At 57.6% G+C, this 24,092-nt stretch carries 25 protein-coding genes and 1 riboswitch; of the genes, 15 read left to right on the top strand and 10 right to left on the bottom strand.

Features of this window, described 5'->3' with window-relative positions:
* Nucleotides 1–35 precede the first annotated feature (35 nt).
* From L6418_RS13135 to L6418_RS13100, 8 genes are read left to right on the top strand one after another with little or no spacing between them, the layout of a single operon-like run.
* Nucleotides 36–596 carry a YqgE/AlgH family protein gene (locus L6418_RS13135; protein ID WP_237247377.1) on the top strand — a complete coding sequence of 187 codons (561 nt, stop codon included), beginning with the start codon at nt 36–38 and terminating at the stop codon, nt 594–596.
* Nucleotides 589–1,044 carry a Holliday junction resolvase RuvX gene (gene ruvX / locus L6418_RS13130; protein ID WP_237247376.1) on the top strand — a complete coding sequence of 152 codons (456 nt, stop codon included), beginning with the start codon at nt 589–591 and terminating at the stop codon, nt 1,042–1,044. The genes L6418_RS13135 and ruvX overlap by 8 nt, the downstream gene beginning before the upstream one ends.
* Nucleotides 1,041–1,997, top strand: coding sequence for an aspartate carbamoyltransferase catalytic subunit (locus tag L6418_RS13125; protein WP_237247375.1), 957 nt, complete (start codon nt 1,041–1,043; stop codon nt 1,995–1,997). The genes ruvX and L6418_RS13125 overlap by 4 nt, the downstream gene beginning before the upstream one ends.
* Complete coding sequence (locus tag L6418_RS13120) at nt 1,994–3,271, top strand: dihydroorotase (RefSeq protein WP_237247374.1); 1,278 nt, start codon at nt 1,994–1,996, stop codon at nt 3,269–3,271. The genes L6418_RS13125 and L6418_RS13120 overlap by 4 nt, the downstream gene beginning before the upstream one ends.
* Nucleotides 3,272–3,278: 7 nt before the next feature.
* Nucleotides 3,279–5,321 carry a M3 family metallopeptidase gene (locus L6418_RS13115; protein WP_237247373.1) on the top strand — a complete coding sequence of 681 codons (2,043 nt, stop codon included), beginning with the start codon at nt 3,279–3,281 and terminating at the stop codon, nt 5,319–5,321.
* A gap of 12 nt (nt 5,322–5,333) precedes the next feature.
* A complete protein-coding gene (locus L6418_RS13110; RefSeq protein ID WP_237247372.1) occupies nt 5,334–5,849 on the top strand; it encodes a glutaredoxin family protein in 516 nt (171 codons plus the stop codon).
* Nucleotides 5,846–6,604, top strand: coding sequence for an exodeoxyribonuclease III (gene xth / locus L6418_RS13105; RefSeq protein ID WP_237247371.1), 759 nt, complete (start codon nt 5,846–5,848; stop codon nt 6,602–6,604). Before L6418_RS13110 ends, xth begins: the two co-directional genes overlap by 4 nt.
* Nucleotides 6,601–7,410, top strand: a complete 810-nt coding sequence (locus tag L6418_RS13100; RefSeq protein WP_237247370.1) for an alkaline phosphatase family protein — start codon at nt 6,601–6,603, stop codon at nt 7,408–7,410. Before xth ends, L6418_RS13100 begins: the two co-directional genes overlap by 4 nt.
* A gap of 35 nt (nt 7,411–7,445) precedes the next feature.
* Here L6418_RS13100 and ntrC read toward each other — a convergent pair whose 3' ends face one another.
* The 5 genes from ntrC to L6418_RS13075 all read right to left on the bottom strand — a co-directional run bounded on the left by ntrC (nt 7,446) and on the right by L6418_RS13075 (nt 13,297).
* On the bottom strand, nt 7,446–8,846 hold the full coding sequence (gene ntrC / locus L6418_RS13095) for a nitrogen regulation protein NR(I) (RefSeq protein WP_237247369.1): 1,401 nt from the start codon (nt 8,844–8,846) through the stop codon (nt 7,446–7,448).
* A gap of 1 nt (nt 8,847) precedes the next feature.
* The gene (glnL, locus tag L6418_RS13090; protein ID WP_237247368.1) at nt 8,848–9,903 is read right to left on the bottom strand and encodes a nitrogen regulation protein NR(II); all 1,056 of its coding nucleotides are present in this window, start codon (nt 9,901–9,903) and stop codon (nt 8,848–8,850) included.
* 36 nt (nt 9,904–9,939) lie between these two features.
* Complete coding sequence (locus L6418_RS13085; RefSeq protein WP_237247367.1) at nt 9,940–10,404, bottom strand: DUF4124 domain-containing protein; 465 nt, start codon at nt 10,402–10,404, stop codon at nt 9,940–9,942.
* Nucleotides 10,405–10,521: 117 nt separating this feature from the next.
* Nucleotides 10,522–11,937 (bottom strand): type I glutamate--ammonia ligase, encoded by a 1,416-nt coding sequence (gene glnA, locus L6418_RS13080; RefSeq protein ID WP_237247366.1) that lies wholly within the window; start codon nt 11,935–11,937, stop codon nt 10,522–10,524.
* A 190-nt stretch (nt 11,938–12,127) separates the two neighbouring features.
* Nucleotides 12,128–13,297: a cation diffusion facilitator family transporter gene (locus L6418_RS13075; protein ID WP_237247365.1), complete on the bottom strand. Its 1,170-nt coding sequence runs from the start codon at nt 13,295–13,297 to the stop codon at nt 12,128–12,130.
* Nucleotides 13,298–13,372: 75 nt separating this feature from the next.
* Between L6418_RS13075 and L6418_RS13070 the strand changes: the two genes are divergently transcribed.
* Entirely contained in the window at nt 13,373–13,825 is a 453-nt protein-coding gene (locus tag L6418_RS13070; protein WP_237247364.1) for a rhodanese-like domain-containing protein, read from the top strand.
* A 42-nt stretch (nt 13,826–13,867) separates the two neighbouring features.
* Here the strand turns inward: L6418_RS13070 and L6418_RS13065 are convergent, their stop codons facing one another.
* Genes L6418_RS13065 through L6418_RS13050 form a run of 4 tightly spaced genes read right to left on the bottom strand, consistent with a single transcriptional unit; the run spans nt 13,868 to nt 15,703 of the window.
* Nucleotides 13,868–14,758 (bottom strand): undecaprenyl-diphosphate phosphatase, encoded by an 891-nt coding sequence (locus L6418_RS13065; RefSeq protein ID WP_237247363.1) that lies wholly within the window; start codon nt 14,756–14,758, stop codon nt 13,868–13,870.
* 9 nt (nt 14,759–14,767) lie between these two features.
* Nucleotides 14,768–14,980 carry a DUF1289 domain-containing protein gene (locus L6418_RS13060; RefSeq protein WP_237247362.1) on the bottom strand — a complete coding sequence of 71 codons (213 nt, stop codon included), beginning with the start codon at nt 14,978–14,980 and terminating at the stop codon, nt 14,768–14,770.
* A 7-nt stretch (nt 14,981–14,987) separates the two neighbouring features.
* Entirely contained in the window at nt 14,988–15,248 is a 261-nt protein-coding gene (locus L6418_RS13055; protein ID WP_237247361.1) for a YkgJ family cysteine cluster protein, read from the bottom strand.
* Entirely contained in the window at nt 15,245–15,703 is a 459-nt protein-coding gene (locus L6418_RS13050; protein ID WP_237247360.1) for a very short patch repair endonuclease, read from the bottom strand. The genes L6418_RS13055 and L6418_RS13050 overlap by 4 nt, the downstream gene beginning before the upstream one ends.
* A gap of 42 nt (nt 15,704–15,745) precedes the next feature.
* Here L6418_RS13050 and L6418_RS13045 point away from each other — a divergent pair, with 42 nt between their 5' ends.
* From L6418_RS13045 to L6418_RS13025, 5 genes are all read left to right on the top strand, one after another.
* On the top strand, nt 15,746–17,299 hold the full coding sequence (locus L6418_RS13045; RefSeq protein WP_237247359.1) for a DNA cytosine methyltransferase: 1,554 nt from the start codon (nt 15,746–15,748) through the stop codon (nt 17,297–17,299).
* A gap of 109 nt (nt 17,300–17,408) precedes the next feature.
* Nucleotides 17,409–17,645 (top strand): hypothetical protein, encoded by a 237-nt coding sequence (locus tag L6418_RS13040; protein ID WP_237247358.1) that lies wholly within the window; start codon nt 17,409–17,411, stop codon nt 17,643–17,645.
* A gap of 60 nt (nt 17,646–17,705) precedes the next feature.
* Nucleotides 17,706–19,607 carry a hypothetical protein gene (locus L6418_RS13035; RefSeq protein WP_237247357.1) on the top strand — a complete coding sequence of 634 codons (1,902 nt, stop codon included), beginning with the start codon at nt 17,706–17,708 and terminating at the stop codon, nt 19,605–19,607.
* Nucleotides 19,604–20,437 (top strand): hypothetical protein, encoded by an 834-nt coding sequence (locus tag L6418_RS13030; protein ID WP_237247356.1) that lies wholly within the window; start codon nt 19,604–19,606, stop codon nt 20,435–20,437. Before L6418_RS13035 ends, L6418_RS13030 begins: the two co-directional genes overlap by 4 nt.
* Nucleotides 20,437–21,192: a DUF6339 family protein gene (locus tag L6418_RS13025; protein WP_237247355.1), complete on the top strand. Its 756-nt coding sequence runs from the start codon at nt 20,437–20,439 to the stop codon at nt 21,190–21,192. The genes L6418_RS13030 and L6418_RS13025 overlap by 1 nt, the downstream gene beginning before the upstream one ends.
* Nucleotides 21,193–21,273: 81 nt before the next feature.
* Here the strand turns inward: L6418_RS13025 and thiC are convergent, their stop codons facing one another.
* Nucleotides 21,274–23,145, bottom strand: a complete 1,872-nt coding sequence (gene thiC / locus L6418_RS13020) for a phosphomethylpyrimidine synthase ThiC (protein ID WP_237247354.1) — start codon at nt 23,143–23,145, stop codon at nt 21,274–21,276.
* A gap of 22 nt (nt 23,146–23,167) precedes the next feature.
* Nucleotides 23,168–23,258, bottom strand: a riboswitch (TPP riboswitch).
* A 128-nt stretch (nt 23,259–23,386) separates the two neighbouring features.
* Here thiC and L6418_RS13015 point away from each other — a divergent pair.
* Nucleotides 23,387–24,031, top strand: a complete 645-nt coding sequence (locus L6418_RS13015) for a protein-L-isoaspartate O-methyltransferase family protein (RefSeq protein WP_408641564.1) — start codon at nt 23,387–23,389, stop codon at nt 24,029–24,031.
* The last annotated feature ends 61 nt before the right edge of the window (nt 24,032–24,092 follow it).

Below are 24,092 nucleotides of genomic sequence, written 5' to 3'. Positions count from 1 at the left end.
TTGAGATTAGGGCGCCAAGCGATTACAATAGCGCCATGGCCGAGTTCAATCTCACGAATCACTTCCTGATCGCTATGCCGGCGATGACAGATCCCTTCTTTGCCAAATCCCTCACCTACGTGTGCGAGCACAACGAGCAGGGGGCGATGGGCATTGTGGTGAACCGCCCGATCAGCCTGACCCTGAGCGAGCTGTTTGCGCAGATCAACATGCCGCTGAAACCGACCGAACTGGAGGACGTGCTGGTGCATTTCGGCGGCCCGGTGCAGACCGACCGCGGTTTCGTGCTGCACGACACGGTCGGCCAGTGGCAATCGACGCTGCAGGTCAACGACAATATCGCCCTTACCACTTCCAAGGATATTCTGCAGGCGGTGGGCGAGGGGCAGGGCCCGCAGCACCTGCTGGTGACGCTGGGATATGCGGGCTGGTCGGAAGGGCAGCTGGAACAGGAGCTGGCCGATAACGCCTGGCTCAGCGTGCCCGCCAACGAGCACATCCTGTTCGAACTGCCGGCCGAAGAACGGCTGCCGGCCGCGATGGCGCTGCTGGGAATCGATTTTGCATCGCTGTCGGACGAGGCCGGGCATGCCTGACGGCATGAACCCCACTCCCTCCGGCACGCTGCTCGCTTTCGATTTTGGCACCAGACGCATCGGCATCGCGGTCGGCAGCACCTTTTCCGGCACCGCCCGCCCGCTTGCCACCATCGACGACGAAAAGAACGAGACGCGTTTCGCCGCCATCGCGGCGCTGCTTGCCGAATGGCAGCCGGCCGCGCTGGTGGTCGGCCTGCCCTGCAACGACGACGGTACTCCGCACGAGTTGACCGCATTGTGCCGCCGCTTCGCCAATCGCCTGAAAGGCCGCTTCAATCTGCCCACCCTGCTGGTGGATGAGCGTTATACTTCTGCCGCCGCGAGCTCAGCGCTGGACGAGGCAGGGATACATGGCAGGAAACAGAAGCCCCTGATCGACCAGTATGCCGCGCAGCAGATACTGCAAGCGTATTTTGATGAACCCAGCGCTGGAATCTACGCATGAATAATCCACAACTGAACAAGAACGGCGAGCTGCAGCACCTGCTGACCACCGAAGGCCTGCCTGTCCGCATCCTGCGCGACATCCTGGACAAGGCTTCCGGATTCGTGAGCCTGGCTGAAGGGCACGAGATCAAGAAAGTCCCGCTGCTGCACGGCAAGTCGGTGTTCAACATCTTCTTCGAGAACAGCACCCGCACCCGCACCACCTTCGAGATCGCCGCCAAGAAACTGTCGGCCGACGTGGTCAACCTGAACATCGGCTCGTCCTCCACCAGCAAGGGCGAGACGCTGCTGGACACGGTGGACAACCTGTGTGCCATGCATGCCGACATGTTCGTGGTGCGGCACTCCACCAGCGGTGCCGCGCACCTGATTGCCAAGCATGTCGCGCCCAGCATCCATGTCATCAACGCCGGCGACGGCCGCCATGCGCACCCGACGCAGGCACTGCTCGACATGTTCACCATCCGCCATTACAAGCAGGATTTCCACAACCTGCGCGTCGCCATCGTCGGCGACATCCTGCATTCTCGCGTGGCGCGTTCGCAGATCCACGCGCTGACCACCCTGGGCGTGCCGGAGGTGCGCGTGGTCGCACCGAAGACCCTGCTGCCGACGCATGTCGAGAAGCTCGGCGTGCGGGTCTACCACGACATGGCGCAGGGATTGAAGGACGTCGACGTGGTGATGATGCTGCGCCTGCAGAACGAACGCATGCAGGGTGCATTGCTGCCGTCGGCGCAGGAGTATTTCAAATATTACGGCCTGACGCAGGAGCGGCTGGCGCTGGCCAGGAGCGATGCCATCGTGATGCATCCGGGGCCGATGAACCGCGGCGTGGAGATCGACTCCAGCGTGGCCGACGGCGCGCAATCCGTCATCCTGCCGCAGGTCACGTTCGGTATCGCGGTGCGCATGGCGGTGATGAGCACGCTGGCAGGGAGCAAACAATGAACATCCATATCAAGAACGGTCGCCTGATCGACCCGTACAACAAAATCGATGCCAAGCAGGACGTGTTCATCGCGGACAAGCATATCGCCGCCATCGGCAAGGCCCCGCAAGGTTTCGTCGCCGCACAGGTGATCGACGCCTCCGGCCTGATCGTGATCCCCGGCCTGGTGGATGTGGCCGCGCGCCTGCGCGAACCGGGTTACGAATACAAGGCCACGCTGGAGTCGGAGATGGATGCCGCGATGGCGGGCGGGGTGACTTCGCTGGCCTGTCCGCCGGACACCGATCCGCCGCTGGACGAACCGGGGCTGGTGGAGATGCTCAAGCATCGCGCCCGCTCGCTCAACCAGGCACGCGTGTTCCCGGTCGGTGCATTGACCTACGGCCTGCAGGGCGCTGAACTGACCGAGATGGTTGAGCTGACGGAAGCCGGATGCAAGGCGTTCAGCCAGGCCGACACGCCGCTCACCGACACGCGCGTGCTGATGCGCGCGATGCAGTACGCGGCGACCTTCGGCTATCGCGTATGGCTGCGCCCGCAGGATGCGTTCCTGGCCAAGGACGGCGTGGCGCACGACGGCGAAGTGGCAACGCGCCTGGGTTTGCCGGCAATCCCGGTAGCAGCGGAAACCATCGCCCTGGCGACCATGCTGCAGCTGGCGCGCGAGACCGGCGCGAAGCTGCACATCTGCCGCATTTCCAGCGCCGAAGGCGTGGAGCTGGTGCGTGCCGCCAAGCGCCAGGGGCTGGCGGTCACCTGCGACGTATCGATGAACCACGTGCACCTGTCCGAGATGGATATCGGATTCTTCGACGCCAACTGCCACCTGATACCGCCGCTGCGCAACCAGCGGGACAAGGCGGCGTTGCGCGCCGGACTGCTCGACGGGACCATCGACGCGATCTGCTCCAACCACTCGCCGGTGGACGAGGACGCCAAGCAACTGCCGTTCGCCGAGGCCGAAGCCGGTGCGACCGGCATGGAGCTGCTGCTGCCGCTGATGCTGAAATGGGCGGATGAGGAAAAGATACCGCTGCTGGATGCGCTGGCCCGCGTGACCATCAATCCTGCGCAACTGCTGGGCGTGAAGATGGGCCACCTGTCGGTCGGCGCCCATGCCGATGTCTGCGTGTTCGACCCCGCCGCCGCCTGGAAGATCGAGCCGGCCGCGCTGAAGAGCCAGGGCAAGAACACGCCATTCAACGGCTACACCCTGCAAGGCAAGGTGCACCACACCATCGTCGAAGGTCATGTCGCATATTCAACCAGGTAGTTGTTAAATGAATCCATTGCTTGATTTTTCTGGCCTGCCGCGCTTTGCGGAGATCAAACCCGAACACGTCACCCCCGCCGTCGACGAGCTGCTGGCGCGCAACCGCGCGCTGGTCGAGCAGCTGCTTGCGGCGGATGTTCCGCCCACCTGGGGAAATTTCGTGCAGCCGTTCGAGGATGCCAACGAGCACCTGACGCGCGCCTGGGGACAGGTCGGCCATCTCAACATGGTGATGAACGCGCCCGAGCTGCGCGAGGTATATAACGCTAACCTGCCCAAGGTCACGCAGTACTACGCCGAGCTGTCGCAGAACCTTGCGCTCTACAGGAAATACAAGGCGATCCGCGAAGGCGGCGGTTATGTGCAGCTGAACGCCGCGCAGAAGAAGGTCATCGAGAACGAGCTGCGCGATTTCCGTCTCGGCGGCGCCGAACTGCCGGAAGAGCAGAAAGCCAGGTTCATGGCGATACAGGAGGAGCTTTCTGCACTCTGCTCGAAATTCTCCGACAACCTGCTGGATGCCACCAATGCCTACACCTGCGTGGTGGAGAGCGAGGCAGAGATCGCCGGGATCCCGCCGGATGAGCGGCAGGTCGCTGCCGAGGCTGCGCAGCAGGCCGGAAGACAAGGCTGGCTGTTCACGCTGAAGGCGCCTTCCTATGGGCCGGTGATGCAGTATGCCGACAACCGCGCCTTGCGCGAACGCATGTACCGCGCCTACACCACGCGGGCCAGCGAACAGTTGGCGGAAGGAGCCAAAGCTGATTGGGACAACACGCCGCTGATGTCGCAGATCCTGCTGCTGCGCGGCGAGGAGGCGCGCATGCTGGGTTTCGCCAATTACGCCGAACTGTCGCTGGCCAGCAAGATGGCGGAAACGCCGGCGCAGGTGGCCGAATTCCTGCATGAGCTCGCCCGCCGGGCCAGGCCGTTCGCGGAAAAGGACCTGCAGGAATTGCGTGCGTTCGCGGAAACGAATCTGGGCATGAAAAAAATGGAGGCGTGGGACATCGGCTATGCAAGCGAGAAGCTGCGCCAGCAGCGCTACGCGTTCTCCGAGCAGGAGGTCAAGCAATACTTTCCCGAGGATGCGGTGCTCGCGGGGCTGTTCGGGCTGGTCGAAGCGCTGTTCGGACTCAAGGTCAGGCCATCGGCTGCGCCGGTCTGGCATGAAGCGGTGCGCTTCTTCGACATCCGCGACGGCCAGGATGTCCTGGTCGGCCAGTTCTATCTCGACCTGTACGCGCGCGCCAGCAAGCGCGGCGGTGCCTGGATGGACGACGCCATCACAAGGCGCCGCACGGCCAGGGGCATCCAGACCCCGGTGGCCTACCTCAATTGCAACTTCGCGGCGCCGGTAGGCGGTCGTCCGGCACTGTTCACGCATGACGAGGTCATCACCTTGTTCCACGAGTTCGGGCATGGCCTGCATCACCTGCTGACCCAGGTCGAGGAACTCGGCGTGTCCGGTATCAGCGGCGTGGAATGGGATGCGGTCGAGTTGCCCAGCCAGTTCATGGAAAACTTCTGCTGGGAATGGGATGTGCTGCAAGGCATGACGCGCCATGCGGACAGCGGGGAAAAGCTGCCGCGCAGCCTGTATGACAAGATGATCGCGGCCAAGAACTTCCAGAGCGGGCTGCAGATGCTGCGCCAGATCGAGTTCTCGCTGTTCGACCTGCGTTTGCACAGCGATTATGATGCTGCGGGCAAGCAAAGCATCCAGCAAATGCTGGACGAGGTACGCGCAGAAGTGGCCGTGCTCATCCCGCCCGCGTTCAACCGCTTCCAGAACAGCTTCTCGCACATCTTCGCCGGCGGGTATGCGGCAGGCTATTACAGCTACAAGTGGGCAGAAGTGCTGTCGGCGGATGCATACAGCCTGTTCGAGGAAAACGGCGTACTGGATGCGGCCACAGGCAGCCACTTCCGCCAGGAGATCCTGGCGGTGGGCGGCAGCCGCGACGCGATGGATTCGTTCATCGCATTCCGCGGGCGCGAACCGAAGATCGATGCGCTGCTGCGGCACAATGGATTGGCGACGGAATAGGCAAAGGGGGCAATGATGAAAAGGTATTTCCTGTTGGTGGGGTTGCTGATTGTCACGAATGCACAGGCCGGCGAGTTGTACCGTTCGGTCGACAGCAGCGGCAAGGTGCATTACAGCGACAGGCCGCTGCAAGGCTCCGAGGATGTGGAAGAACTGAAGCTCGGCAAGGAGCCCCAGCCCGGCGAAGAGCTGCCTTACGAAACGCAGCGCGCGATGCAGAACTTCCCCGTCACGTTGTATACCTTCCCGGATTGCGGCGCGCTTTGCGAACAAGCACGCGACCTGCTGGTCAAGCGCGGTGTCCCGTTCACCGATAAGAGCCTGGTGACGCAGGAAGATATGAATGCATTCCGCAAGGATTCCGGCGACAACCAGCTGCCGGCGCTCAGCATCGGCAAGACCTGGCTCAAGGGCGTGCAGGCAGAGCAGTGGAACAAGGAGCTGGATTTTGCCGGTTACCCCAAGAGCGTGCTGACCTACCGTCCACCGCGTCCCGCCGCTCCGCCGGCAGCACAGCCCGCGCAATGAGACTGGCGACCTGGAACGTCAACTCGCTGAAGGTGCGCCTGCCGCATCTGCAGGAATGGCTGGCGGCGAACCCGGTGGATGTGGTGTGCCTGCAGGAAACCAAGACCGAGGACAAGAATTTCCCGCATGCCGAATTGCAGGCGGCGGGTTATCACAGCCTGTTCAGCGGGCAGAAGACCTACAACGGCGTGGCCATCCTGAGCCGCCAGCCGGCCAGCGACGTGCAGTGCGGCATGCCCGGTTTCGAGGACGAGCAGAAGCGCGTCATTGCGGCGACCGTCGACGGCGTGCGCGTGGTGTGCGTGTACATTCCGAACGGTCAGGAGGTCGGTTCCGACAAATACCAGTACAAGCTCAAGTGGCTGGCGGCGCTGAATGCATGGCTGAAGGACGAACTGAAAAAGTATCCCAGGCTCGCCTTGCTGGGCGACTACAACATCGCGCCGGATGACCGCGACGTATACGACCCGGTGGCCTGGCAAGGCCAGGTGCTGTGCAGCGAGCCGGAGCGGGCGTCCTTCCAGTCCCTGCTGCATCTGGGCCTGCGCGATGCCTTCAGGCTGTTCGAACAGCCGGAGAAGAGCTATTCATGGTGGGATTACCGCATGATGGCGTTCCGTCGCAACATGGGGCTGCGCATCGACCACATCCTGGTCAGCGATGCGCTGCAATGCAGTGCCTGTACCATCGACAAGGCGCCGCGCAAACTGGAACGTCCTTCCGATCACACGCCGGTGATCGCCGAGGTGGCATGATCAGGCGCTGGCTGTTGCCGATGCTGTTGCTGGCACAGCCGGCGTTCGCCGGCGCGCTGCCGCAGCCGGATCACATCGTCATCGTGATCGAAGAAAACAAATCGTACGCGCAGATCATCGGCAATCGCGATGCCGCCTACATCAATGCGCTGGCCAAACGCGGCACATTGTTCACCCGCTCCTACGGCGTCACCCATCCGAGCCAGCCCAACTACCTCGCGCTGTTTGCCGGCACCACGTTCGGCATCAGCAGCAATGTCTGCCCGCTGGATCTGGTCGGCAAGAATTTGGGCAGCTCCCTGCTGGACGCAAAGCGGAGTTTCGCCCTCTATGCGGGGGCGCTGCCCAGGGCCGGCGCCGACGATTGCATTTACGGTGCGTATTACCGCAAGCACAATCCGGCCGCGGACTGGCGGGAGCTGGCGGCCTACAATCTGCCGTTCGGCGATTTTCCGCAGGACTTCTCGAAACTGCCCACGGTGGCGCTGGTGGTGCCCGATATGCTCAACGACATGCACGATGGCAGCATCGCGCAGGGCGACGGGTGGCTGCAGCAGAACATCGAACCCTACGCAAAATGGGCGATGGAGCACAACAGCCTGCTGATCGTGACCTGGGATGAAGACGACGGGTCGGCGGACAATCGCGTCGCCACCCTTTTCGTCGGTGCGATGGTCAAGCGCGGCAAGAGTGCGCAGCGCATCAACCACTACAACCTGCTGCGCACGGTCGAGGATATGTACCGCCTGCCGCGCCTGGGCGAGAGTGCCACCGTGCCGCCGGTAAAAGGGGTGTGGCGAAAATAGCCGCAGCAAGGCACAGCCTGCAAGCGCCGGCTGCGCTACTCGTGTTCCTCGTCCAGCCCTAACTCCTGGATCTTTCGCGTCAGCGTGTTGCGCCCCATGCCGAGCAGCGTGGAGGCCTCGATACGGCGTCCGCCGGTGTGCTGCAGCGCCTGCGTGATGATGGTGCTCTCGAATTGTTTGGTCAGCGTGTCGAGGATATTCGGCTCGTTGCGCTGCAGCGACAGCGCCACCTGGTGCGCGAGGGCGCTGCGCCAATCCTGGTTGAGCGCAGTGCTGGCCTGGGTGTCGCGCCATTCGGAAGGCAGGTCGGCGATCTCCACTACGCGGGTGGGCGTCATCACCGTAAGCCAGTGGCACAGGTTCTCCAGCTGGCGCACGTTGCCCGGAATGTCCTGCGCGGAGAGATAATTGATCGCCGCATCGCTCAGCGTCTTCTGCTCGACCCCCAGTTCCTTTGCACTCTTCTGCAGGAAATATTTCGCCAGCAGCGGGATGTCTTCGCGCCGTTCGCGCAATGGCGGCAGGCGCAGGCGGATGACGTTGAGGCGGTGGAACAGGTCTTCGCGGAACAGGCCCTGCTTCACGCGTTCGTCCAGGTTCTGGTGCGTGGCGGCGATGATGCGCACGTTCGCCTTGATTGGCTGGTGGCCGCCGACGCGGTAGAAGTTGCCGTCCGACAACACGCGCAGCAAGCGCGTCTGCAATTCGGCCGGCATGTCGCCGATCTCGTCCAGGAACAGGGTGCCGCCCTCAGCCTGTTCGAAACGGCCGTGGCGCGTGGTGGTGGCGCCGGTGAAGGCGCCGCGCTCATGGCCGAAAAGCTCGGATTCCAGCAGGTCCTTCGGGATGGCGGCCGTGTTGATGGCGACGAAGGGTTTGTCGGCGCGCGGACTGTGCCGGTGCAGGGCCTGCGCGACCAGCTCCTTGCCGGTGCCCGACTCGCCGTTGATGAGCACGGTGGCGTTGGATTGGGCGAGACGGCCGATGGCACGGAACACTTCCTGCATGGCGGGCGCGTGGCCGAGGATGTCCGGCGCGGCCTGCGCGTCTTCGGCGTGCGTGCTCTTGCGCTGGCTCTGCTCCAGTGCGCGGCGGATCAGCTCGACGGCGTGGTTCACATCGAAGGGTTTGGGCAGGTATTCGAACGCGCCGCCCTGGAAGGCCGATACCGCGCTTTCCAGGTCGGAGTAAGCGGTCATGATGATGACCGGCAGGTTGGGATGGTCGTTGCGCAGTTTCTGCAGCAACTCCAGTCCCGAGCTGCCCGGCATGCGGATGTCGCTGATGACCATCTGCGGCAGGTTGCCCGGCAACTCGGCCAGCGCCTCGTCGGCGGAGGCGAAACTCTTGTAATCGATCTCTTCGCGGGCGAGCGCCTTTTCCAGCACCCAGCGGATAGAGCGGTCGTCGTCGATGATCCAGACAGGTTTGTCCATGTTATTTCCCCAGATGTGTGAGCGGCAGTATCACGGTGAAGCAGGTACGCCCCGGTTCGCTTTCGAATTCGATGCTGCCCTGATGCTGGCTGACGAAATCCTGCGCCAGGGTCAGGCCCAGTCCGTGGCCGTCGGCGCGCCCCGAGACCAGCGGATAGAAGATCTTGTCGCGCAGGTGGGCGGGAATGCCGGGGCCGTTGTCGATGATCTGCACCATCACTGCCAGGCGATGCAGTTTCTTCATCAGCGTGACCTGGCGCGTGATGCGCGTGCGCAACAGGATGCGGCCTTTCCCGTTCATGGCCTGCGCCGCATTGCGCACGATGTTGAGCACGACCTGGATCAGCTGCTCCTTGTCGCCATGCAGCTCCGGCAGGCTGAGGTCGTAGTCGCGCTGGATGACCAATCCTTCGGGCAGCTCGGCGAGCACCACACTGCGGACCCGTTCCAGCACCTCGTGGATGTTCAATGCACTGAAATGGGGCACATGCTGGGGGGTGAGCAGCTTTTCCATCAGCGAGCGCAGGCGATCGGCTTCCTGGATGACGACTTGGGTATATTCGCGCAACGCCGGCTTTTCCAGTTCCTGCTCCAGCAACTGCGCCGCTCCGCGTATGCCGCCCAGCGGATTCTTGATCTCGTGCGCGAGGTTGCGCAGCAGCAGGCGATTGGCCTGGGTCTGGTCCAGCATCTGCTCTTCGCGCGCCAGTTTCAGCGGCCGGTCCATGGTGTGGAATTCCAGCAGCAGCGCGTAGGGAGGGAACTGCAGCGGTGTGGCGGTGCAGCTCAGATGCAGCTTGCTGCCGGTGGCGTGCGTGCTCAGCGTCAGTTCATGCTCGATATGGCTGGCACGGCTGGCGAGCGCAGCCTGGATGGTGCTGAACAGCTGCTCCGTATGCGCAAAGGCATACTGCAAGGGATGGCCGATCAGGTTGGTATTGCTTAAACCGAACAGGTGTTCCGCTGCCGGATTGATGTAGGCGATGCGCGATTCATCGTCCAGCAGGACGATGGCGGTGGAGAGATATTCCAGCGTTGGGAGCGAGGGGGTAGGCATGTCAGTCTACTAGCAGAAAACATGCCATGCGAAGCACTATTTGAGGTTGGACAACTCGGTCTTGAGGGCTTCGACGTTCTTCTCGTGCGAACTGACCTCTTCCTGCAAGGCGCTCACCTTCTCGTCATATTTTGCCACGTTGCGAAAGGTCTGGCCGCTTGGGGTCTTGTAGACCTCGGGCGTGTCCTGGCCTTCCTTCAGTTTGACGCGCGCCTCATCCAGCGCCTTCTGCTCGCTGGCAAGCTCGTCTTCCAGGATCTTGCGCCGGGCATTGTCGCGGCGGTTCTGTGTTTCGGAGTTCACGCGGAAATCCGCCGTGTCCCCCTTGTTCGGCGGGGCCATGGTCGGGAGAGGTTCCAGATGGAGTTTCTTTCCGCCCTTGATGGGGGTGCTGGAATAAGTGACATGCCCGTTTTCGTCCACGCGCTTGTAGATTTCCGCCTGCGCGCCGGCGGCGAGCAACATCGAACAGGACAAGGCGAACAGGTAACGTAATTTCATGGTTATGTCCGGAAAAGGGTGGATGCAGTATAGGTCAAGGCTTGCGTGCTGAAAAGGCCACCCGGAAAAAGGAACGGAGCCGCAAGGGCTCCGTTCCGTGCATGCAATCGATGAGGATTACAGGCTGTAGTACATATCGAACTCGACCGGGTGGGTCGTCATGCGGATGCGGTTCACTTCTTCCATCTTCAGGTCGATGTAGGCATCGATGAAGTCGCTGGAGAACACCCCGCCGCGGGTCAGGAACTCGCGGTCCTTGTCCAGCGCTGCCAGTGCTTCATCCAGCGATGCACACACGGTTGGGATCTTTGCATCTTCTTCCGGCGGCAAGTCGTACAGGTTCTTGTCGGCGGGATCTCCCGGGTGGATCTTGTTCTGGATGCCGTCCAGGCCGGCCATCAACAAGGCGGCGAAACACATGTACGGGTTGGAGGAAGGATCCGGGAAACGGGTCTCGATGCGGCGAGCCTTGTCGCTGGCGACGTGCGGGATGCGGATCGAGGCGGAACGGTTCTTGGCCGAGTAAGCCAGCTTCACCGGAGCTTCGTAGTGCGGTACCAGGCGCTTGTAGCTGTTGGTGCCGGGGTTGGTGATCGCGTTCAGCGCCTTGGCGTGCTTGATGATACCGCCGATGTAGTACAGCGCCAGCTCGGACAGTCCGGCATAGCCGTTGCCTGCGAACAGGTTCTTGCCGCCCTTCCAGATCGACTGGTGCACGTGCATGCCGGAACCGTTGTCGCCAACGATGGGCTTCGGCATGAAGGTGGCGGTCTTGCCATACTGGTGCGCCACGTTCTGGATCACATATTTCTGGGTCTGGGTCCAGTCAGCACGGCGTACCAGCGTGTTGAACCTGGTGCCGATCTCGCACTGGCCGGCGTTCGCCACTTCGTGGTGGTGCACTTCGACCGGGATGCCGATCTCTTCCAGCGCGATCACCATGGCAGCGCGGATGTCGTTCAGGCTGTCGACCGGGGGAACGGGGAAGTAACCGCCCTTCACTGACGGACGGTGGCCGGTGTTGCCGCCTTCGAAGGTGTGGCCGGTGGCCCAGGCGCCTTCTTCGGAATTGATCTTCACGCCGCAGCCGGACATGTCCACATGCCACTGCACGGAGTCGAAAATGAAGAATTCGGGTTCCGGACCGAAGTAGGCGGTGTCGCCGATGCCGGAAGACTTCAGGTAGGCTTCAGCGCGCTTGGCGATGGAGCGGGGGTCGCGGTCATAGCCCTTGCCGTCGGTGGGCTCGATCACGTCGCAAGTCAGCACCAGGGTGGGCTCGTCGTAGAACGGATCGACATAGGCAGATTCGGGATCCGGCATCAGCAGCATGTCGGAAGCCTGGATGCCCTTCCAGCCGGCGATGGAAGAACCGTCGAAGGCATGGCCGGACTCAAACTTGTCGGCATCGAAATGGGAAACCGGAACGCCAACGTGCTGTTCCTTGCCTTTGGTGTCAGTGAAACGGAAATCTACAAATTTGATGCCTTGTTCCTTAACCAGCTTCAGAACGTCGGCGGCTGTCTTGGACATACTCGAATCTCCCATGAAAATTTAAGACGCTGCGATTTTTGAAACGAAAACTATTTAGTGAAACAAGCGTGGCGCAGCAGAAAATGTGCCAGCACGTGAAACCCTGTAGGGGACGCATTGTGCCATATTCTCCAAATGGGTGTGAATGCAATGCACGCCCCCGAACGGGGCGTTGCGCAGCCGCGATGCACTACTTTGGTGCGCACTCCTGATAAAGCTGGATGCTGCGGAAATAGGGGTCGTTGGCGGTGATGGTGCGGCATTTGTCGCGCAGCGCCTCAAGATCGGTCGGGCTGTCGAACAGCAGTTCGGCTTCCACCTTGCCGCCGAGATAATGCAGCACGATGCGTGCGGAAGGCGGCAAGGGCTCCCCCAACCGGCTGCCGAGGTGCGCCAGCAGCAGGTGGCGCTGCGGCAGGTGGGCGCTGGGCCGGGCCTGGGCGTCGTCCTCCGAATCGATATGCACCATCACGTCCATCACGTGGTGGGCTTTCAATACCGCGATGCGCGCCGCCTCGGCGATGTAATGCCCTTCCGAGACGCTGATCTTGGGCTCGACGATGATGTGGGCGTCCACCAGCGCATTGTCGGCCATCTTGCGCGTGCGCAGCTCATGCAGCCCGATCACGCCCGGCACCGCTTTCAGGGTGTTGCGGATCGCGCGCACCTTTTCTTCGTCCAGGCCGGTATCTATCAGTTCGGCCAGCGCATCGCGCGCGAACTGGATGCCCATATAGGCGATCATCACGCCGACGACGGCGGCGGCGACCAGGTCGAGGAAGGTATAGCCCAGCAGGTTGCCGACGATGCCGATGATCACCACCAGCGACGAAGCGGCGTCGGAACGGGCATGCCAGGCGTTCGCCACCAGCATCTGCGAACGCACGCGTTGCGCGACGGCAAGCATGTAGCGGAACATCCCCTCTTTCGCGGCAAGCGCGATGATGCCGATCCACAGGGTGAAGGGATGGACGGCCTGGACCTGTTCCGGATGCTGCAGCCGCATGCCGGCAGCCACCAGCAGGCCGATGCCCAGGGCGGCCAGACTGGCACCCAGTATCAGCGAAGCGGCGGTCTCGATGCGCGCATGGCCGTATGGATGGTTGGCATCGGCATGCTTGTTGCCGTGCCGGTTGGCGAACAGCACCAATACATCGGAAAGCAGATCGGCCAGCGAGTGGAGGCCGTCGGCCATCAGCGACTGCGACTTGCCGAAGAAACCCGCCAGCACCTGCAGAATCGTCAGTCCCAGATTGATGAAGATGCTTACCCAGGTGCTTTTGCGCGCGGCGGCGAAGCGTACGGGATGTGCAGGTTCGAAGGCGGCGGACTTATCGTGTGCGTGGGTGTGATTTTTCATTGCTGTTGGGATAGTATGCAGCCGTGATGTGCAGGATATCACTTGCATGGTACAGATTAAACACGGGCAAACAGCATGGGAAAGATCACCGAGATTCTGGCAGCTGCACAGCAACGGGCAAAAGACCTCAACCTGCCCTATGAGGGCGCGCTGACGCCGAAGGAGGCTTACGAGCTGATGCGATCCGCGCCGGGCGCAAAGCTGGTGGACGTGCGTACGCGGGCAGAGATCGACTGGGTCGGGCGCGTTCCCGGCGCCGTGGAGATCGAATGGGCGACTTATCCCGGCATGAAGCAGAACCCGAATTTCCTTGCCGCGCTCGAACAGCAGGTCGATAAAGAAGCGCTGGTCATGTTCCTGTGTCGCAGCGGCCACCGCTCACATGGCGCGGCCATGGTCGCCACCCAGGCCGGCTATCGCGATTGCTACAATGTCCTCGAAGGCTTTGAGGGCGACAGGAACCCGGCGAACCGGCGCAATGCGCTGAACGGCTGGCGGGTCGCCAACCTGCCGTGGGAACAAAGTTGAAGGTTGCTTGCTGACCAGAAAAAGCCCGCATTGCGGACTTTTTTATTCCGCCGACCAGTGCACCAGGCCTGAGTAGTATGTGGCCAGCACCGCCAGGCCGAAGGCGATGCGGTACCAGGCGAACACCGTGAAATCGTGGTGGCTGATGAAACGCAGCAGCCAGCGCACACACAGGAAGGCACTGACGAACGAAGCCAGCCCGCCAACCAGGAACAGGCTCCAGTCGTGGGCATGGAACAGATGGCGGTACTTCACCACCTCATACACCGTCGCGCCGAACAGGGTCGGGATAGCCAGGAAGAAAGAGAACTCCGTCGCCGCCTTGCGCGACAGGCCGAACAACAGGCCGCCGATGATGGTGGCGCCCGAGCGCGACGTACCGGGAATCAGCGCCAGCGTCTGCGCGCATCCCACTTTCAACGCGTCCTTCCAGCTCATGTCATCTGCCGTTTCCACCGTGATGGTGTGCTTGCGCTTCTCCGCCCACAGGATGATCAGGCCGCCGACGATGAAAGCCATCGCCACCGGAACCGGCGCGAACAAATGTTCCTTGATCGCCTTGGCGAACAACAGGCCCAGCACTGCGGCGGGCAAAAAAGCGATGATGAGATTGATTGCAAAGCGTTGTGCGGATTTTTTTCGGGACACATCAACGGAGACCCAGTTCCCTTCAACTCGCTTCTGCAACTGAGAGGGGGTGTCTTGAACAAATAAACTAGAAAATACCTCTAGAATCTTGGCACGATATTCCCAGCACACCGCAAGGATGGCCGCGAACTGGATGATGATCTCGAACACCTTGCCGCGCTCGTCGTTGAAATTGAGCAAGTCGCCCACCATGATCAGGTGGCCGGTGGAAGAGATGGGCAGGAATTCGGTCAGACCTTCGACCACGCCAAGAATGGCGGCTTTAATCAGGATGATGATGTCCATACGGTTTCGTCATTCCGGTGCAGGCCGGAATCCAGTGGTTTTCAAATTGGCGATACGTTGATTGACTTGCCGTCGTTCTGTCTCGGTCATTTCCACCCAGCGTGTGATTTCATCAAAGGTACGCAGGCAGCTGCGGCAAACATCGTCGCCCAACACCGTTGTGCAATGACCGATGCAGGGCGAATCGGCAGTGACCTCAATAATCTCTTCGGAAGTAAACATGGCGGGATTATACCGGCTGCGTGGCCTGTTCCAGCTTCGACAACCAACTCATCGCATTTTCGCGCGAAGATCCGCACATCTCGGCAGAAGGCTGCAACCCGCCGCAAAAGGCCGGTCGCTGCGGCTGGCCAAAGACTTTGCAGCGCAACTCGTCATCCAGTTGCACGCACGGCACCCCGGCAGGCTTGCCGTTCGGCATGCCGGGCAGGGGAGAAGTGATGGAGGGCGCGATGCAGCAGGCGGCGCAGTGGGGACGGCAGTTACTCATTTCCTTTTGACTTCACGGGGCCATTCGACGAGTTGCTCATTTCCGAATTGTATTTCAGGCGGTAACCATTTCAGCAGAGACTCGCCAGATTTTCTGAGACCGCACTCCCACAGAACTATGACACGCCAGCCGTTTTGTATTAGCGCTTTTGTGTTCTTTCGGTCGCGCATAACATTCTGCTGGAATTTCGTTTGCCAAGCGATTTTGTTGCTGGCTGGCATATAACTCAGGCGGCATCCCTTATGCCGATGCCAGAAACACCCCTGTACAAAAATGACAGTTTGATATTTTGGCAGGCAAATATCCGGCGTACCAGGAAGAGTCCGGACATGCAGCCGATAGCGGAATCCGCAAGCATGCAGATAGCGTCGCACTTTCATTTCTGGCTGAGTATTTTTGCCGCGGATTTCGGACATCATGCGGGAGCGGGTTTGTTTATCGACTATGTCAGCCATTCCTGGTAATCTCCGCTAGTTCCTAAACAAGTACTTGAGTGTATGTCCCAAACAAAGCCGATTCCCATAGTTGATTTATTCGCCGGGCCGGGTGGGCTGGGCGAGGGCTTCTCATCTGTTGATGATGGTAAAGCATTCAGAATCATTGTTTCAGCAGAAATGGATGCCTCAGCACATGAAACTCTGAGATTGCGTGCGTTCTACAGAATCCTTCGAAGAAAGGGAAAGGCCGCACTGAAAAGCTATTACCGCTACTGTAATGGTGAAGCAAAGCAACCGTATGATGATTCAAATTTTTCGGAATGGGAGCAAGCCGGAAATGAGGCACGACAGCTTACCTTGGGGAAGCCGGAAGATAACAAGGAGTTAGATCGAATCCTGAAAAAGGAGGGGATAAGCCCCCAGCAGAATTGGGTGCTGATAGGTGGCCCGCCATGCCAAGCCTACTCGCTTGTTGGCAGGGCTCGCAACAAAGGAAAAGCAGATTACAAAGCAGAAGAGGACCATCGACATTTTCTGTACAAGGAATATCTGCGCATCATTCAGCAATACAGACCAGCTGTGTTTGTTATGGAGAATGTCAAAGGCATTCTTTCTTCCAAGGTCAAAGACCAATTTATCTTTCACACCATACTTCGCGATCTGGCCAATCCGGATCGTGCTTTAAAGAAACAACAGCAGGGACTGGGCTACAAAATACATTCTTTAGTTGTGCCAACTGTGTTTGATAGTGAAACAGACCCCAAAGATATCGATGTGCGAGACTTTATTATCAGGGCTGAGGAATATGGCATACCTCAGGCACGCCATCGTGTAATTCTGCTGGGGATCAGAGAGGGTATTGACGTTCTCCCCGCGCGACTAAATAAACAGGAGTCGGTCAGGTTTGATGACGTAACAAACGATTTGCCCAAGCTGAGAAGTAAGCTCAGCAAGGAAAAGGATAGCGATGAGACTTGGGCAAAGGTCATCAAGAAGCATCTATCCGAGCTCGCGCTTGAGGCTTCGCATGTGGAGGGTCTGGAGAAACTGGAAACAGTGCTTAGCCGCCACTCAGGCAATATTTCCTCGAAACATAAAACTGGTAGCCTGAGAATAACTAAGCCCGAAAATGCCAAACAACTCGCACGTGAGCACGCCAAGTGGTACGGGGATGATGAGCTCGAGGTGTGGCTGAACCATGAGGCGCGCGGGCACATGAATAGTGATCTCCGGCGATATGTGTATGCCGCCGCGTTTGCAGAAGCCTATAAGCGCTCTCCCAAGGGGCATGAGGAATTTGGCCTTAAGGGTTTGCGACCAGAGCACGCTAATTGGGAGACCGGAAAGTTCTCTGATCGATTCAGAGTGCAGTTGAAGAATTCACCCTCCACCACGGTGACTAGCCATATCGCAAAAGATGGGCACTATTTCATCCATCCAGACGCATTGCAGTGCCGCAGCCTGACGGTGCGTGAGGCTGCTCGCCTGCAAACGTTTCCAGATAACTACTATTTCAAGGGAAATCGGACTCAGCAATTCCATCAGGTTGGAAATGCTGTTCCGCCTATGTTAGCCAAGCATATAGCCAGTATTGTCAAAGACATACTTCGCTAACGCGGAAAACTGCCGCAGTACATTCCATGAATGTACTGATTGACTGCACTATATGCATCACATATATTAGCTACGCATTACATACAAAGTGAACATATAAGGTTTTTCCATGAGTGACCAAGCCGAATCCAAAAACAGGGCCAAGTTCGTTGAACTAGCTGAAAAGAGGGTCTCGCGAGCTATCAAAGACATTCGCCTTATTGGCAATCTCTCCAACCGTAGCAACTATTCATATACGCAAGAAGAGGCTCGAAAGATCGTGAAAGCATTGCGGGACGAGGTGGAGGCGGTTAAGGCGCGCTTTGAAACCAAAGGCGGCGATGTAAAAGCAGTATTTAAACTCTGAAATACCAAGGAGTCGGGGGGCTTGTGAAACTGCAATTTAAATCACAGTTTGGGGGTGGTCATGCTTAAGAATGAAAACGATGTACTTTTGAGTTTTCTGCCAAATGTGGCTGATATCAATCAGGGCTTGGGGGATGCAGGCATCGAAACGTTCAGGGATTCACCTTATGCTAGCCTCGCAAGAGAATGTGCACAAAACAGCACGGATGCAAGGTTAAAGAATCCCGTTACTGTTTCTTTCGACATGCTAGAAATAGCCGCAACACAGCTTCCATCGCTTGATTCATTCCGGTCTTCAATCAGTTGCTGTCTGCAAAAGGCAAAAGATACAAATACCGAGAAGGAAGTGGAGTTCTTCGCAAACGCGAAGAAGTCACTGGATCGAGAAAATATCAAGATATTAAGAATTTCAGATAGCAATACGAAGGGCCTAGAAGGGCCGTGCAGGGATAAAACTCCCTTTCATAGTCTGCTCAAAGGCTCTGGTGTAAGTATCAAGGATGACGCCACGTCAGGTGGATCATTTGGTATAGGAAAAAATGCTGCTTTTGCGATTTCTGATATTCAGACAGTATTTTATTCAACTCAATACAGGGATGGCGAAACTGGCGACCTAAAATTTTTGTGTCAAGGCAAATCAGTGTTGGTTTCACATACTGACAAGAACAATATTCCGAATCTTGCTACCGGATATTGGGGTCAAAAGCCCTATATGCCCGTCACTCGCTTAGAGGACGTTCCTGAATGGCTAAGAAGGTCGGAAATCGGGACTTCAGTATTTTGTATTGCCTGCCGAGAGTCTCCTAGTTGGGAGGCAGGGCTCGCAGCATCATTGATACAGAATTTCTTCTGCGCAATTTACCGAAATGAAACGATCTTCAGCGTAAATAATGGTGGCACAGTAATAAATAAAGACACGCTGATTTCGTTATTTGGTAACCCTATTATCAAACAAGCGGCGGCTGATAATGGGCACGAAGAAGACTTTGAATTCGCAAGGGCCTTGTGTGAGTGCCTGATGTCTTTAGAAACCAAGGAAGAAATTGTTGTCATACCCGAACTAGGTAAGGTCGCGATCAGGATACTGGTTCGGGAAGGTTTGCCCAAACGCGTCAGCATTATAAGAAACGGAATGTATATAACGGACAATCTTGAAAACTTTGGTGAAAAATTCAGACGATTTCCCTTATACAAAGATTTCGTAACTCTAGTTGAACCGATAGACCATGATGGAATTACATTTTTCAAGAATCTCGAAAATCCGAGGCACGACGGATTTTCATCAGAACGTATTCCTGATACCGACAAAAGAAATTCAGCAGCGCGGGTAATGAAGCAGCTTGCCAAAGCAATTCGTGATGCCATCAAATCCCAAAGCCTCGAAAGTCCAAAGGACTCAGTAACAATTAATGAATTAAGTGAATTCTTTGCTGATCAAGTTGATCCGGAAAAACTACAAGATCCGAATGCAATTGACGAGAATCCGGAGATTCTCAAGTACAAGCCGAGTAAGAAGCAACCGCCTAAATCACCAAGCCAAGGGAACGAAAAAGGCGGGGATGAGGGCGGTAGTGGCACCAACGACGGTAAGGGTGGTGATACTGGAGGGAGTGGCTCAGGTAGCGGGGGCGGAACGGGTGGGGCCGGAAATAATTTCGGCGGTAAGACAATTGCGTTGCGCAATGTAAGAAATCTTATAGGTGAAGGCCAATCGAGAAAACGGCAACTAATCTTAACACCAGAGGAAACTGCAACAGCGACGGTTGCTGTATTTGCTGCAGGAGTAAATAGCCCGGAAAGACTACGTATCACCGGTACTGACGCAGGCGAAGTTGCGTCCGGCTCAGTCAAAGTCAATTTTACTAAAGACAAAAAGCTCGAATTCACAATCGAATTTTCTGATGAATACGACGGCCCGATTGAAGTCATAGCAAAAAGTTTTGCTGAACGGGAGGCGGCATGAAAATTAGTCGGCTGGCTCGGTTTCCACACCCGGTTCTAGAAGAGTTTACCAATGACTACGTCAAAGGGGAGTTCGAAATTGGAATTGAAATAGCGGAATCTATGAAAACCGGAGCCCTACGGGTTCACTACAATTTTCGCTTAACGGAAGAAACACTTTCAAAGCATCTGGCAGAGAAGAAAGCCAAGGCTTGCCTGTTTATTACCTGCTTGGAAACCTACTACAACAGGCTACATCAAATTGACTCTTCAAACGGCGAACTGGAAGTCGACCAAGGACTGCTCTCAGGCAACGTCAATCTGTTGCCGCTAATTATTGCTGCAGAGGAAGGTATCATTCTTTCAAGCGACAAATTGCATGAAGATTTCCATAATTTGAAGTTCCACTTGGGAAATGGCGAAATTCTAGCGATAGGTAACGAATTCCAAATTAATGTAGGCAGGGAAAAACTTGCTCCAATAGAATCAATTTTTGACATGGCAATAAATAATGATGTACCACCAGGTCAATATCGAGTGAATCTTGATGAAGAACGCATCACGATACTTGCTGAAAAAGAAACATACACATCAATCTACAACATGCGTTACACGGCGCCAGGGAAACCGATACTACTTAACAGCGTGTATTTGCCTGCGGTAATGGAAGTTCTGACGGTTCTTCAACAGGATGTGGGCTCATATCAAGATAAGCGTTGGTATAAAGTATTCGAGGCAAAGTGTGCCCAAGAAAATGTTGACCTTGCGAATCCTGATTTGCTGAAGGATTCTCAGAAGCTGCTGAAATCACCCTTTAATCGGGTTGTTACGCTGATGCAGGAGCTAAGCTAATGCCAACCGAATCTTTGAAATATCTATCGCAAAAGACGGCAGACTTTTTGCACTCTTCTGTACTACAAAATCTTGAAAGATACAAAACCGGAGATTTTGTTGACCTTGCGGAAAAGGGCGGCTGGTCGATTGAGCTGTCTCTCCGCCTCGATCTGGAACCTCTTAATCATCTAGTGATGGCTAAAGATTCTGAAGCGGAAATCAAAAACACTATGCTTGTATGGAATGCATTAAACAGGTTGCATCCTAGTCTTGCTTGTGAAAATCGGCTGTGGACTCGACTAACTCATATCGAATGTCTTGAATACTCACGCTACAGATGGCTTGATGCCGATACAAAAGATGACGAGAAACTTGTGAAGGATATAAAAACGCACTTCTTCGCTAATACGCAAACGCGCTATAGAGATGATAACGCCATATCGCGTCTGTGGTGGAATGGGTATATCGCCAAATTGGCCGCGCCCGACGACCAAGAACAGGCGTTGCGGATGATTTTGAAAACAACAGATATCAGAAGCAATTTTGTGGAAAGATCGAAAACCGTGAGTCGGTCTGTTCTCGCGGCAGGCATCGTTAGAGCGATGATCTCGGAATCGTGGCTTACAGGAAAAGAGGCTCACTTTAGGGAATTCATGAAAATATTGAACATGCAAGGAGGGGGAAAGGTATTTGAAGTATGGCCTCAAGCTAAGGTGGATGAATTCATGACGAGATGCATGTCACTTGCGCAGCATACCGTAGCAACGACCTAAGTTGCATAGCTATGAAAGCGACATAACGACATATTCTATCGAGGTAGTGTAGGCGCATTACTACCTCGGAAAAATACTGGCTCACGCCTTGTGATAAACCTCCGCCCCCTGCTTCACAAACTCCACCGACTTCACTTCCATCCCTTTTTCCAACGCAGCTTGCTCGGATAGGCCTTCCTTCGCCGCGAAGTCGCGCACGTCCTGGCTGATCTTCATCGAGCAGAACTGCGGGCCGCACATGGAGCAGAAGTGGGCGACCTTGGCAGATTCCTTGGGCAGGGTCTCGTCGTGGAATTCGCGCGCGCGGTCGGGATCGAGGCCTAGGTTGAACTGGTCTTCCCAGCGGAATTCGAAGCGCGCCTTGCTCATGGCGTTGTCGCGGATCTGTGCGCCGGGGTGGCCCTTGGCGAGGTCGGCGGCGTGGGCGGCGATCTTGTAGGTGATGATGCCTTCCTTCACGTCGGCCTTGTTGGGCAGGCCGAGGTGTTCCTTGGGCGTGACGTAGCACAGCATGGCGGTGCCGAACCAGCCGATCATCGCCGCACCAATCGCGCTGGTGATGTGGTCGTAGCCGGGGGCGATGTCCTGCGTGAGGGGGCCCAGCGTGTAGAACGGCGCTTCGTGGCACCACTTCAGTTGCAGGTCCATATTCTCCTTGATCATGTGCATCGGCACATGGCCGGGGCCTTCGATCATCACCTGCACGTCGTGCTTCCACGCGATCTGCGTGAGTTCGCCCAGCGTCTTGAGCTCGCCGAGTTGCGCTTCGTCGTTGGCGTCGTAGACCGAGCCGGGACGAAGGCCATCGCCCAGGCTGAAGGTTACGTCGTAGGCCTTCATGATCTCGCAGATCTCTTCGAAGTGCGTGTAGAGGAAGTTCTCCTTGTGGTGTGCGAGGCACCACTTGGCCATGATGGAGCCGCCGCGCGAGACGATGCCGGTCATGCGCTTGGCCGTCATCGGGATGTAGCGCAGCAGCACGCCGGCGTGGATGGTGAAATAGTCCACGCCTTGCTCGGCCTGCTCGATCAGGGTGTCCTTGAAGATTTCCCAGGTCAGATCCTCGGCCTTGCCGTTCACCTTTTCCAGCGCCTGGTAGATCGGCACGGTGCCGATGGGGACGGGCGAATTGCGGATGATCCATTCGCGCGTCTCGTGGATGTTCTTGCCGGTGGAGAGGTCCATCACCGTGTCGCCGCCCCAGCGGATGGCCCAGGTCATCTTCTCGACTTCTTCCTGGATGCTGGAGCCGAGCGCGGAATTGCCGATGTTGGCGTTGATCTTCACCAGGAAGTTACGGCCGATGATCATCGGCTCGATCTCGGGGTGGTTGATGTTGGCGGTGATTACGGCGCGTCCGGCCGCGACTTCGCTGCGCACGAACTCGGGCGTGATCTCCTTGGGCATCTTCGCGCCGAAATTCTCGCCGGGGTGCTGTTTCAGCAGCATCTCGGAAAGGCCTTCGCGCCGCTGGTTTTCGCGGATCGCGATGAATTCCATCTCCGGCGTGATGATGCCTTTGCGCGCATAGTGCATTTGCGTGACGTTCATGCCCGGCTTGGCGCGGCGCGGCGTGTGCTTGAGGTTGAAGCGCATGTCGGCCAGGGCCGGGTCGTTCAGCCGCTGGCGGCCGTATTCGGAAGTCAGGCAAGGCAGCGCTTCGGTGTCATTGCGCTCTTCGATCCATTTTGCGCGCATCTCGGCCAGGCCTGAGCGGATATCGATCTTCACCGACGGGTCGGTGTAGGGGCCGGAACAGTCATACACATGGATAGGTGGGTTATGCTCGACGCCGTTGTTCAGGTGGGTGTCAGTCAGCGTGATTTCGCGCATCGGCACGCGGATATCAGGCCTGCTGCCTTCGACATAGATCTTGCGCGAATTGGGTAGCGGTTTGATCGCCGCCTGGTCGACATGGGCGGCGGAGGCCAGGAACTGGGGATTTGCATTCATGATGGTGCTCCAAAAAATCAGGAAGCACCGAAAGGAGCTTCCCTACGACGGCATTACCCGTACAGGTTCAAAGGGTGTTTCTCACTTCGTAACGAAGACCCCTAGCGAGGTCGCAAGGTACTGGAAAGCTTTGACAAAGGCAAGCCGGGGGCCGACTCAATTCATTGAGCGCACCTGATGGGCTTGTTATACTGCATGCCGAGTTGAAATAAACATATCTAGAGGACAGGGGATGAACAGCATGGAACTCGCTCGCTTCAATATGGTGGAACAACAGATACGTCCCTGGGACGTGCTGGACGTGAATGTGCTCGAGCTCATCAAGAAGGTCAAACGCGAACATTTCGTGCCGGTGGACAAACAGTCGCTGGCCTTTATGGATGTCGAGATTCCCCTAGGGCACGGTGCGTTCATGTGGTCGCCGAAGCTGGAAGCGCGTGCGCTGCAGGCATTGAAGCTGAAACATACCGACCGCGTGCTGGAAGTGGGCACCGGCAGCGGCTATCTCACCGCGCTGATATCGCGCATGGCACAGCATGTGACGAGCGTGGAACTGGTGCAGGAGCTGAGTGCGCGTGCGGCGCGCACGCTTGCGGCCCACCATTACGACAATGTCACGCTGGAGATTGGCGATGCTTCCACGGGCTGGGGCGGCGAGAAGTACGATGCCATCGTGCTGACAGGTTCGGTGCCCCTGCCGCCGGAATCCTTCTATGAGATGCTGAACGCGGGCGGACGCCTGTTTGCCATCGTGGGCGACGCGCCGGCGATGCATGCGATGCAGGTGACCTGCGTGGCCCCCGGCGTGTTCGAGACCGTCACCCTGTTCGAAACCAGCGTGGCGCCGCTGCAGAACGCGCCGCAACCGCAACGTTTCGTATTCTGATCGACTCCCGGCGCTGCCGGGAAGCCCGTATTTGCTTGAATTGTTTAGTCGCAGCATGTAA

Origin of the sequence: Sideroxyarcus emersonii (assembly GCF_021654335.1) — a bacterium.
In the GTDB taxonomy this organism is placed as follows: Bacteria; Pseudomonadota; Gammaproteobacteria; order Burkholderiales; family Gallionellaceae; genus Sideroxyarcus; species Sideroxyarcus emersonii.
The sequence above is the reverse complement of the archived record's forward strand: the minus strand, read 5'-3'. Positions and strand labels throughout refer to the sequence as shown.